Source organism: Hydrogenophaga sp. GW456-12-10-14-TSB4 (genome assembly GCF_059424305.1).
In genome coordinates this window covers 1-10,469 of the sequence record NZ_JBWKZH010000110.1, presented here as the reverse complement: position 1 = coordinate 10,469, position 10,469 = coordinate 1, and the positions used below count along the sequence as shown (strand labels likewise).

Below are 10,469 nucleotides of genomic sequence, written 5' to 3'. Positions count from 1 at the left end.
GGCCCGAGGCGGCCCCGCCGCTGGCCGAGCGCCCATCGCCCCCCCTGCGCCCGCTGCGCCCGCTGCGCATCCTGCTGGCGGACGACAACGTCGATCTCACGGCGAGTCTGTCGGCGGTCCTGTCGTCGCACGGCCACGCGGTCGAGGTGGTGCACGACGGCGAGGCAGCGGTTCGTGCCGCCAGGGCCCGGGTGCCCGATGTCGCCCTGCTCGACATCGGCATGCCCGGCCTCGACGGTCACCAGGTCGCCAGGGCGCTGCGCGCCGACGCCGCCACACAAGGCGTTCACCTCATCGCCATCACCGGCTGGGGCCGGGACGCCGACCGCGAGGCGGCGCGCCTGGCCGGGTTCGACCAGCACCTGCTCAAGCCGGTGAACCCCGACGACCTGCTCCGGCAACTGGGCGAAGCGATCGGCTGAAGCCGGATCAGGCCTCGACCGCCAGGCCGTCGTGGCGCTTGCGCCGGCCGACCGCGTCGATGCGCAGCATCTGGCGGTACTTGGTGACGGTGCGGCGCGCCACCGTCAGGCCCTGCCGGGCCAGCTGGCGCGTGATCTCGGCATCCGACAGGGGCTGCCCGGTCGACTCCGATTCGATGATGTCCTGGATCAACCCCCGGATGGCGGTGCCCGAACACGCCTTGCCGTTGGCGCTCACCATCGCGCGAGAAAAGAAATGCTTGAGCTCGTACACACCGGTGGGCGTGGCCATGTACTTGTTGTTCGTCACGCGCGACACCGTGGACTCGTGGACGCCCACCTCGTCGGCGATCTCGCGCAGGCCCAGCGGCTTCATCGCCATGCTGCCGTACTCGAAGAAGTGGCGCTGGCGGCGCACGATGGCCTGCGACACGTCGAGGATGGTCGAGAAGCGCTGCTCGACGTTGCGCACGGTCCAGCGCGCCTCCTGCAGATGCGCGCCCATTTCGGTGTTCTCGGCGCCGCGGTGGCGCTGGAACAACTGCGCATACACCTCGTTGAGCCGCACCCGGGGCACGACCGCCGCGTTGAGCTGCACGTCCCAGACGCCCCTGTCCTTCCTCACGATCACGTCGGGCACGATCCAGTTCACTTGCGAGGAACTCTGGCGCCAGCCTGGCCTCGGGTCGAGGTGGCGGATGCGGTCGCACGCCATCTCGACCTCGCCGGCCGACGCACCCAGCGCCCGCGCCATCGCCGGCACGTCGCGCGCGGCCAGGCTATGCAGGTGCCCGTGCACGATGGTGCGCGCCATCGCGCGCAGGTGGGGGCATTCGATCTCGCCCAGCTGCAGGCTCAGGCATTCCGCCACGTCGCGGGCCGCTACCCCCACCGGCTCCAGCGATTGAACCAGCTTGAGCGCGATCTGCAGGTCCTCCAGCGTGGCGGCCGGCGTCACCGCGGCCACGCCGCACAACGCCGTCAGAGGGGAGCGCAGGTAGCCGTCGTCGTCCAGCGACTCCACAACCACGCCGGCCAGCGCAAGGTCGCGGGGAGACAGCGCCATGGTGCCCAGCTGCGCGTGCAGGTGTGCGTTGAGCGGTACTTCCTCCATCACGAAATCCAGCGCCGACACATCCCCGTCGTGCCCCTGGCGCGCGGGCGCCAGCCCGTCGGCGAGCCACAGGTCCCGGTCGGACGCGGCGGGCGGCTCGGCCTGCGCGTCGCGCCCCTCATCGGGCCGGGTGTCCGGCCCGCCGTCCCGCGCCTCCTCGGCAGCCTCGTCCTCCGCTTCGAGAAAGGGGTTGCGCCCCAGCACATCGCGCACCACGATGCCGAAATCCAGCGACGACATCTGCAGCAGCCGAACGGCATGTTGCAGACGGGGAGACAGGGTCTGGCGCTGTTCGGCGCGCGCGTCGAGCTGCATCATCGGGTCACTCCTCCTGATTGGGTCTGTTCGGCTGAACCGCACCGCGCGACAGCCTCGCCCGGCATCACCATGCAACCGCTGTGCCGATTCCACGGCCAGGACACAAATCCCAACAAAACGGCGACCTCCCGGCGGCACCCGCGAGGCGCAGCGGCCTCCATGCCCCGCACATCCGGATACACACTGCCAGCCGCGCCGGCCCGACACGCAGACATCGGCAGCCATTGCGGCAAATTTTGCCGAAACCGGCCGTCCGTCGTGCGACGCCGTCGGCGCTGCGGATGGGCGTGCACCGGGCACGGCACGTGCCCGACGCAGGTTCATCCGCAACAGGAGGTTCTTGATGAAACAGGTAAAAGACGTCATGACCCGCGGCGTGCGCACGCTCGGTCCGCAGGACAGCGTGGTGCTCGCCGCCCAGGCCATGGAGGAACTGGACGTCGGCTCACTGCCGGTCTGCGACGGCCAGCGCATCCTCGGCATGGTGACCGACCGCGACATCGTCGTGCGCGGCGTGGCCCAGGACCTGGTGCCCGGCCAGACCCGGCTCGAAGACGTCATGAGTGCCGAGGTCGAATGGGTGTTCGAGGACGAAGGCCTGGCCGAAGTGGCGGCCAAGATGCAGCAGCTGCAGATCCGCCGCCTGCCCGTGCTCGACCGCGACAAGCGCCTGGTGGGCATCCTCTCGCTGGGCGACCTGGCCGCCAGGGGCGATGTGCAACAAGCCGGTGCCGCGCTGGCCGACATCTCCGAACCAGCCCGCCCCACGCGATGATCTTTCGCGTCCTCAAGGCCACGGTCGTGAACTGGGTGGAGGACGACGCGCCCAGCATGGGCGCCGCCCTCGCCTACTACACGCTGTTCTCGGTCGCCCCCATCCTGCTGATCGTGATCTCGGTCGCCGGCCTGTGGTTCGGCGAGGCGGCGGCGCGCGGCGAGATCTTCGCGCAGCTCTCGCACCTGGTCGGCAGCGACAGCGCGCTCACCATCAACAGCCTGGTCGAGGACGCGAACCGCCCGGCCGCCGGCGTCATCGGCACGGTGGTGGGGCTGGGCGCCCTGCTGATCGGCGCCACCACGGTATTCGCCGAGCTGCGCAATGCCATGGACCGCATCTGGCGCACGGGCGACCAGCGCGCCCGGGGTGGGGGCATCGTGGAGCTGCTGCGCGCGCGCCTGGTCTCCCTCGGGCTGGTGCTGGCCATCGGCTTTCTGCTCATGGTCTCGCTGGTGCTCAGCGCTGCACTCGCGGCCCTGGGCAAATGGGCCGCGCCCTGGCTGGGCCAGCTGGCCGTGCTGGCCGGCGTGGTGGACTTCGCCCTGAGCCTGGGCTTCCTCAGCGTGCTCTTCGCGATGATCTTCAAGTGGATGCCGCGCGTGCAGCTGGCCTGGGGCGATGTGTGGATCGGCGCCGTGATCACCGCGCTGCTGCTCACCGTGGGCAAGTCGCTCATCGGCACCTACATCGGCCGCAGCGGCGTCGCTTCGGTGTTCGGCGCGGCCTCCTCGCTGGTCATCTTCCTGCTCTGGGTGTACTACTCGGCGCAGGTGTTCCTGCTGGGCGCAGAGTTCACGCGCGCGTACACGCTTCGGCACCAGATCGATACGGAAGCGCCCACCCCGTGAACCGTGCCTTCACCTGCGTCTGCGGGCAACCGATCTTCTTTCGCAACAGCGTCTGCCTGGGCTGCGGCAGGGCACTGGGCTACGACGCCGCGCGCGGCAAGCTGCTGCCGCTGGAGCCGGCGGACGAGCCCGGCTGGTGGCGCAGCAACGAGACGGGCATGCGCCAGCGCCACTTCCAGCGCTGCCGGAACCTGTCATCGCCCGCCGCGTGCAACTGGCTCGTCCCGCCCGCCGCACCGCGCGAGAACACCCCCGCGCTGTGCCTGTGCTGCCGGCTCACGCGCACACTGCCCGACCTCGAGGTGCCGGAGCACGCCGGCTGGTGGCACCGCATCGAACAGGCCAAGCGGCGCATGGTGTCCTCGCTGCTGGCGCTGCGCCTGCCTGTCGTGCCGCGCAGCGAAGACCCGCAGCGCGGGCTGGCGTTCGACATCCTGGTCTCGCAGCCCGGTTCGCCGCCGGTGGTCACCGGCCACGCCGGGGGCGTGATCACCCTGGACGCCTGTGAGGCCGACGACGCCACACGCGAACACCGCCGCACCTCGTTGCGCGAACCCTACCGCACGCTGCTGGGCCACCTGCGCCACGAATCGGGCCACTACTTCTGGCAGCGCCTGGTCGACGGCAAGGCCTGGCTGGAGCCGTTTCGCACCGTGTTCGGCGACGAGCGCGCCGACTACGTCCTCGCGCTGCGGAACCACTACCACCACGGCGCGCCGACCGACTGGAGCTCGCGCCACGTCACCGCCTACGCCAGCAGCCACCCCTGGGAGGACTGGGCCGAAACCTGGGCGCACTACCTGCACATGCGCGACACGCTGGGCACGGCGCGCGGCTTCGGCATCCGGGGCGACCGGGTGGAACTCGCCTGCGAGCCCTTCGGTGCCGACGTGCTGAATGAAGACGGCCACGGCGACCGCCCGCTGGACGCCACCGACGAGCAGTTCCTGCTCTGGCTCAACCATTGGCTGCACCTGACCGTGGCCCTCAACGAGATCTCGCGCAGCATGGGCGTGGCCGACTTCTATCCCTTCGTGCTGTCCCGCCCGGCGGTGCGCAAGCTGCACCTGGTGCACCGCGTCATCGCCCACCCGACGCCCCGTGGCAGCGCCCGGCGGCGCGCGCCGGCGCCGCCCGCTCAGTCGTAGGCGCGCGGGAACACGATCTCGAAGGTGGTTCCCGAGGTGTCGGAGTCCACCCGCACGGTGGCATCGAGCACCTCGCACAGCCGCTTCACGATGGACAGGCCGATGCCCTCGCCGTGCACATAGGTCTCGGTGGATTCACCCGGCGGGGGCACGCCCGCCTCCTCGTCGTGGATGTGGGTGATCTGCCGGGCCTGCGTGTCCGACACCACCTGGTCCGCGTGCTGCGTGGCCACTTCCAGGGCCTCCTTGAGCTCCGATGACTTCGCCTGCTGGATGCCCGGCCCCGTGTCCTTCACGATCAGCTTCCAGCGCTCCGGGTCTTCGACACCGCCGAGTTCCCAGGCCACCTCCACGCCGCCGGTGCGCGTGTAGCGCACGGCATTGAGCACCAGGTTCTGCACGATGCGGCGCAGCTTCACCGCATCGGACTGCACCACGAAAGGCTCGGGGCCCCGCAGCGTGAAACCCAGCCCTTTCTGCTGCGCATGGTCTTCGAGCGACTCGCCCAGACCGCGCAGCAGCGGTGCGACGTCCACCGCTTCCAGGCTGCGCTCCTCCTGACCGCTCTGCAACCGGGCCAGGGTGGTCACGTCGTCCAGCAGCTTGTGCAGCGCCTGCACGTTGTGACCCAGCAGGCGCAGAAACGTCTCGCGCGCCGCCGGATCGGCCTGGCGCAACCCCAGGCCGGCCGTGGCATTGACCACCACGCCCAGGTTGCCGCGCAGATCGTGTGCGGCCTCCTGCCAGAGCAAGGCGCGCTGCTGCTCCAGGCGGCGCAGGGTATCCAGGGCCGTTTCCAGACCGCGCGCATAGGCGGAGGCTTCCAGTTGCTGCAGCTTGAAGTACTGCGCCGTGCTGGCGCCCACGGCCAGGCTGTAGACCTGCGCCCAAACCGCGCGCGCAGCGGCCATCGCGGCCGCCGGGTGTTGCGCCGACAGCGCCTCCAGTTCACTCACCACGCACTCGTTGAGCCGGCCGAGTTCGCGCACCACCTCGGACAGACCGAAACCCTGCTGCCAGCGATGCAGGCCATGGGCGGCGGCATCGCCGAGGTGCGCGGTCTCCGGGCGAGGCGCTCGCAAGTGGTTCTCGAAGCCCTCCAGCACCGCAGGGATGTGGTCGTTGAGCTGGGTGCGCGGCAACGAATCGCCGCTGGTGAGGGTGGAGTCCGCCATGACGCTGTCGCGCCAGGCCCGCAGGATGTCTTCGCGCCGCTCGCCCAGCCGGTCGGCCAGTGCGGTGAGTTCTTTTCCATGCAGGGGCATCGGGGATCCTCTAGGGAAGAATGACTGCGGCCAACCGGACTCGCGGATCATTCTGCACCTGAACCCCTGGAGAGCTCAATCGTCCCGGGCTTTCGCCGGCCCATCCCCCTGCGCCGCCTTCTCCCGCCGGATCGAGCGACCCCACCGGCGCAACCACACCAGCACCAGCAGGATGAACGCCGTGGCCAGCAGGGCAGTGCCGGTCAGGCCCAGCCCGGCGGCCACGCCCACCGCCGCGGTGGCCCAGATGGACGCGGCGGTCGTCAGGCCGTGGATGCGGCCCTCGTCCTGGTCCTTGAGCACCGCGCCCGCGCCCAGGAAACCGATGCCCGAGACCAGCCCCTGCACCACGCGGCTGAGCTGCTCCTCGTTCATGCCGGACTCCATCGGCACCAGCACGAAAAGCGCCGCGCCCAGCGCCACGAGCATGTGGGTGCGCAGGCCCGCCTCGGCGTCGCGCCGCTCGCGGTCCCAGCCGATGGCCGCGCCCAGCAGCAGGGCCTCGCCCATGCGCCAGGCGGCGCGCGTGATGCGCTCCACGTCGGCGAGATCACCGAACTCGGCCTGCACCGTCGCCCAGATGGTGGCCAGCACGGACATCGCCGTCAGCCTTGCGTGGGAGGAAGCGCTTCGCCTTCGTCCCGCCACCGGGCCAGGCTGCCCATGAGGGCCCCCAGCGGCACGGGCTTGGTGAAGTACAGGTCGAACCCGGCCGCCAACGAACGCGCCTTGTCGCCTTCCTGCGAGCGGCCGGTCACGGCGACGATCATCATGCGCTGGCCGGGCAGCGACTCGCGCAGGCCGCGCGCCACCGCGTTGCCGTCCATGCCGGGCATGCCGATGTCGAGGATGCAGGCGTCGGGTCGCAGGCGCTGCGCCATCTCCAGCGCTTCCTGGCCGCCGTTGGCGATGTGCACGGTGTGGCCGTCCACCTCCATGAGCAGGGCGAGCGACTCCGCCGCATCGCGGTTGTCGTCGGCCACCACCAGCCGCAAGCCGCTGCCCGCCGGCGCCAGGTGGGGCTCGTAAGGCGAAGACTCGGGCGGCGGGGTGGTCTGAAGCACCATTGTGTTCACCATAGGTAGGTCGGTCGTGACAAACCTTCAAAGGGCAAGCGGCGTGCCTGCCCCGCCCTCAGAACCGGTGCATGTAGCCGATGCTGGTGGTGTCCACCTCGCGCTTGCCGGCACCGACGAAGCGCAGGTCGTAGCGGTTCCACTCCACCACGATGGAGGAGCGCGGGCTCAGGTCGAAGCCGAAGCCCAGGCCGTAGGAGCCTTCCCAGCCGCTTTCCTTGCCGGTGGCGATGCCTGCCAGCGGGCTGGCGGACACCTCGGTGCGCCCATACATGCCCCCGATCTTGCCGAACAGGTGCATCACCCCCAGGGGAACGCGCCCGACCAGGCTGAGGTTGATGCCGTGCGCCTCGCTCTTGCCGCCGCCCCGGTCCATGCGGCCCAGGTTCACATAGCCGATTTCGGCCCCCAGCCAGCGGTTGAACATGCCGCCGGAATAGAGGTTGTACGAGGTGGAGCTGTCCGAGCAGCCAAACCCGCCGACGCACCCGAGGTCGTAGTCCGGCTTGCCCACATTGATGCCGACGTAGCCGTGCGAGGTGTACGGAATCACGGAAAAGTTGCCCTCGCCTGGCGCGTAGGCGCGCCGCTGGTTCGTCGTGCTGCCCGCCTGGGCCACCGTGGTGTCCAGGGGCGGTGGCGTGCCCGACTGTGCGGCAGCCGTGCACGCCACGGCCAGACCGATCGCGGCCAGCGGCCATGCCTTGAGGTGATGAAAGGTGCGGTTCATGGTGAAGTCCTTGTGGGTTGGAGAACACTGACCGGAAAGCGGTGCAGCGTCGACAGGGGGCAAGCGGGATGCCGCCACCGCCCGGCACGCGGATTGCCGGCAACGGCTCTGGGCCCGACGAACCAGGGGCAGACCGATGTTGTTTCCACTTCCCTCGAAGCACGAACCGGACGCCCTGTCGACCCGGGGCTTCTCCATTCGGACCCGCCTCATCGCCCTGGTGCTGGCGGTGTTGCTGCCCGCCCTGTGCGCCACCGTGTGGGTGATCGGCCTGACCTACCGCCTGGAACGCGAGAGCAGCCAGCACGTGCTCGAGGAGACCACCCGCGCGCTGTCCATGGTGCTCGACGGCGAACTGACGCAACGGGCCGTGGTGGTGCAGGCCCTCGCCAACTCCAGCCTGCTCGACCGGGGACCCGACCTGTCACCCACCGCCCTGCGCGATTTCGACCGGCAGGCCCGCCGCACGCTGACCGGGCTCGACGGCTGGCTGGAGTTGCGCAGCGCGGACCGCGTGCTGTTCAGCACCCGGCACCCGCCCGCGAGCGCACAGGGCCGGGAAGCCCTGCCCGCACTCGTTCACAGCCCCGTGATCGAGCCCATGCAGCGGGACCCCGCCACCGGGGTGTTCTACGTCGCGCTGGTGCAACCCGTCCTGCGCGACGGCACACCGGTGCTCAACCTCTCCCTCAGCGTGCTGCCGCAGGAGTTCCAGCGCATCGTCGACGAGCAGCGCCTCCCCCCGGGTTGGCTGGCCGCCATCATCGACAACCGGGGCCGGGTGGTGGCCCGCCATCCGGGGGGCGGCGCGCACACCGGCCGTTCGGCCACACCGGACCTCCAGGTCCACCTGGACACCGACCGCGAAGGCCTCGTGCACTCGGTGTCGCTCGACGGCAACCCCGTCACGCTCTACTTCCACACCTCACCCCGGGGCTGGACCTACCTCACCGGCATGTCGCGCGCGCAGTTCGAGGGCGCGATCCCGGGCGCGCTGCTGCAGGTGGCGCTGGCCATGCTCGCCCTGCTGCTGGTCTCGTTGCTCGCGGCGGCCTGGGTGGCGCGGCGCATCGTGCGCCCCATCCATACCATCAAGCAGATGGCGCTGGACCTGCGCGAAGGCCGCCCTGTGCGGCGCACCCGCACCGGGCTGCTGGAATGCGACGAGGTGGCCCTGGCCCTGCACGACGCGGGCCACGCCATCCGGCACGCGCGCACCGAGCTGCAGCAGCAGGTGAGCGAGGCGGTGGAACGCACCCGCGGCCTGGAGCAGCGGGCCTCGCACAACCACCGCGTGGAAGCCCTGGGCCGGCTCACGGGCGGCATCGCGCACGAGTTCAACAACCTGCTGGGCATCATCAGCAACTGCGCCCACCTCATGCGCCGCCTCGCCCCGCCGTCCGAGATCCGGCCCGCGATCGACACCACGCTGAACGCGGTGGCCACCGGCAGCCGCCTGACCCAGCACCTGCTGCGCTTTGCGGGCCGCCAGACGGTGCACCCGCGCGTGCTGCACCTCCAGGCCTCCCTGCCCGAGACCGCCGATCTGCTGCGCACCCTGCTGGACCACCGCATCGAACTCAGCGCCGCCGTCGACCCGGCCACACCGCCCGTGCGGGTGGACCCGAGCGAACTGGAACTCTCGCTCATCAACCTGGCGCTGAACGCGTGCGACGCCATCGAGGGGCGCGGCCACCTGGGGCTCACGGCCGCGCCGGCCGCGCCCCATGACCTCGAAGGCCTGCCCGCCGGCATCTATGTGCGCATCACCGTGCGCGACGACGGCCACGGCATGGACGAGGCCGTCGCCCGCCGCGCCTTCGAGCCCTTCTTCTCCACGCACGAGCCGAACGAGGTTGCCGGGCTCGGCCTGAGCCAGGTGTACGGGTTCTGCCTTCAAGCCCGGGGCCGGGCTCGCCTGGAGAGCCGACCGGGCCACGGCACCACGGTCACGCTGGTGTTGCCGGCGAACCCTTTGCGGTAAATCTTGCCGCAGCCTCCCGGCCGCATTTCGCCGGGCGCCGCGAACGGCACAGGTACGCCATATGCCCATGACGCCACGTCGGATAGGTCGAGACGTCATGTCCACCGGTTCGGCGTCCTGTTCATCCACTCGAAGGAACGCCATGAAAGACTCACGCACCATCAACACGCTCAACAACCTCATCGAAACCTGCAAGGACGGTGAGTACGGCTTCAAAGCCAGTGCGGACCACGCTGTGGACCCGCAGATCAAGTCGCTTTTCATGACCCGCGCGGAAGACTGCCGCCGTGCCGCCGCCGAGCTGCAGACCATCGTGATGCAGCAGGGCGGCAAGCCCGAGGACAGTGGCACCGCCACCGGTGCGGCGCACCGGGGCTGGGTGGCCGTCAAGGGCACCCTGGCCGGCTACACCGACCTGGCCATGCTCGAAGAGACCGAGCGCGGTGAAGACGCCGCCCTGGCGCGCTACCGTTCCGCGCTGAAGGACGAGCTGCCGACCGACATCCGCAGCGTCGTCGAAGCCCAGATGCAAGGGGTGCAGCGCAACCACGACCAGATCCGCGCGCTGCGCGATCAGCACAAGGCCGCCGCCACCCACTGAGCCACCCAATCCCCCCTGGCCCGCGCACGTCGCGGGCTTTTTTTGCGCGCTCAGCGGCCCTGGGGATGGCGCTCGGCCCATTCCGCATCGCTGTGACCGTCGCCCACCGGGTCGGCACTCTCGTCTTCCGGCGGTGCGGGTGGGGACGGTGGCGGGGGTGAGGGCGCATCCGCGCACAGCAGCGC

At 70.4% G+C, this 10,469-nt stretch carries 11 protein-coding genes; 6 read left to right on the top strand and 5 right to left on the bottom strand.

The genetic code is table 11. The features are described 5' to 3' along the window. Positions 1-422 (top strand): response regulator (locus AC07ZS_RS28760; protein WP_494801859.1); only part of this gene is annotated, 422 nt, incomplete at its 5' end. A 7-nt stretch (positions 423-429) separates the two neighbouring features. Here AC07ZS_RS28760 and rpoN read toward each other — a convergent pair. Then, entirely contained in the window at positions 430-1,854 is a 1,425-nt protein-coding gene (rpoN, locus tag AC07ZS_RS28755; RefSeq protein ID WP_494801858.1) for an RNA polymerase factor sigma-54, read from the bottom strand. 343 nt (positions 1,855-2,197) lie between these two features. On the opposite strand from rpoN, the gene AC07ZS_RS28750 reads away from it, so the two are divergent. The 3 genes from AC07ZS_RS28750 to AC07ZS_RS28740 are packed head-to-tail and all read left to right on the top strand — an operon-like array spanning position 2,198 to position 4,628. Beyond that, the gene (locus tag AC07ZS_RS28750) at positions 2,198-2,629 is read left to right on the top strand and encodes a CBS domain-containing protein (protein WP_494801857.1); all 432 of its coding nucleotides are present in this window, start codon (positions 2,198-2,200) and stop codon (positions 2,627-2,629) included. Next, entirely contained in the window at positions 2,626-3,480 is an 855-nt protein-coding gene (locus AC07ZS_RS28745) for a YihY/virulence factor BrkB family protein (RefSeq protein WP_494801856.1), read from the top strand. The genes AC07ZS_RS28750 and AC07ZS_RS28745 overlap by 4 nt, the downstream gene beginning before the upstream one ends. Beyond that, positions 3,477-4,628, top strand: a complete 1,152-nt coding sequence (locus tag AC07ZS_RS28740; RefSeq protein WP_494801855.1) for a zinc-binding metallopeptidase family protein — start codon at positions 3,477-3,479, stop codon at positions 4,626-4,628. The genes AC07ZS_RS28745 and AC07ZS_RS28740 overlap by 4 nt, the downstream gene beginning before the upstream one ends. On the opposite strand, the gene AC07ZS_RS28735 is transcribed toward AC07ZS_RS28740, so the two are convergent. From AC07ZS_RS28735 to AC07ZS_RS28720, 4 genes are all read right to left on the bottom strand, one after another. After that, positions 4,619-5,893, bottom strand: coding sequence for a sensor histidine kinase (locus AC07ZS_RS28735; protein ID WP_494801854.1), 1,275 nt, complete (start codon positions 5,891-5,893; stop codon positions 4,619-4,621). The genes AC07ZS_RS28740 and AC07ZS_RS28735 overlap by 10 nt on opposite strands. 75 nt (positions 5,894-5,968) lie before the next feature. After that, positions 5,969-6,493: an MgtC/SapB family protein gene (locus tag AC07ZS_RS28730; protein ID WP_494801853.1), complete on the bottom strand. Its 525-nt coding sequence runs from the start codon at positions 6,491-6,493 to the stop codon at positions 5,969-5,971. 5 nt (positions 6,494-6,498) lie between these two features. Next, entirely contained in the window at positions 6,499-6,960 is a 462-nt protein-coding gene (locus tag AC07ZS_RS28725) for a response regulator (RefSeq protein WP_494801852.1), read from the bottom strand. Between the two features lie 67 nt (positions 6,961-7,027). Then, the gene (locus tag AC07ZS_RS28720) at positions 7,028-7,699 is read right to left on the bottom strand and encodes an outer membrane beta-barrel protein (RefSeq protein ID WP_494801851.1); all 672 of its coding nucleotides are present in this window, start codon (positions 7,697-7,699) and stop codon (positions 7,028-7,030) included. A 136-nt stretch (positions 7,700-7,835) separates the two neighbouring features. On the opposite strand from AC07ZS_RS28720, the gene AC07ZS_RS28715 reads away from it, so the two are divergent. Together AC07ZS_RS28715 and AC07ZS_RS28710 are read left to right on the top strand one after the other, a co-directional pair. After that, positions 7,836-9,683, top strand: a complete 1,848-nt coding sequence (locus AC07ZS_RS28715) for a sensor histidine kinase (protein WP_494801850.1) — start codon at positions 7,836-7,838, stop codon at positions 9,681-9,683. Positions 9,684-9,825: 142 nt separating this feature from the next. Continuing rightward, on the top strand, positions 9,826-10,284 hold the full coding sequence (locus tag AC07ZS_RS28710) for a PA2169 family four-helix-bundle protein (RefSeq protein ID WP_494801849.1): 459 nt from the start codon (positions 9,826-9,828) through the stop codon (positions 10,282-10,284). Positions 10,285-10,469 lie beyond the last annotated feature (185 nt).

Excerpts from the sequence above, each read along its gene's own strand:
- AC07ZS_RS28745 (WP_494801856.1), top strand. The coding sequence starts at position 2,626 with ATGATCTTTCGCGTCCTCAAGGCCACGGTCGTGAACTGGGTGGAGGAC.
- rpoN (WP_494801858.1), bottom strand. The coding sequence starts at position 1,854 with ATGATGCAGCTCGACGCGCGCGCCGAACAGCGCCAGACCCTGTCTCCC.
- AC07ZS_RS28720 (WP_494801851.1), bottom strand. The coding sequence starts at position 7,699 with ATGAACCGCACCTTTCATCACCTCAAGGCATGGCCGCTGGCCGCGATC.
- AC07ZS_RS28735 (WP_494801854.1), bottom strand. The coding sequence starts at position 5,893 with ATGCCCCTGCATGGAAAAGAACTCACCGCACTGGCCGACCGGCTGGGC.
- AC07ZS_RS28715 (WP_494801850.1), top strand. The coding sequence starts at position 7,836 with ATGTTGTTTCCACTTCCCTCGAAGCACGAACCGGACGCCCTGTCGACC.
- AC07ZS_RS28710 (WP_494801849.1), top strand. The coding sequence starts at position 9,826 with ATGAAAGACTCACGCACCATCAACACGCTCAACAACCTCATCGAAACC.
- AC07ZS_RS28750 (WP_494801857.1), top strand. The coding sequence starts at position 2,198 with ATGAAACAGGTAAAAGACGTCATGACCCGCGGCGTGCGCACGCTCGGT.
- AC07ZS_RS28725 (WP_494801852.1), bottom strand. The coding sequence starts at position 6,960 with ATGGTGCTTCAGACCACCCCGCCGCCCGAGTCTTCGCCTTACGAGCCC.
- AC07ZS_RS28730 (WP_494801853.1), bottom strand. The coding sequence starts at position 6,493 with ATGTCCGTGCTGGCCACCATCTGGGCGACGGTGCAGGCCGAGTTCGGT.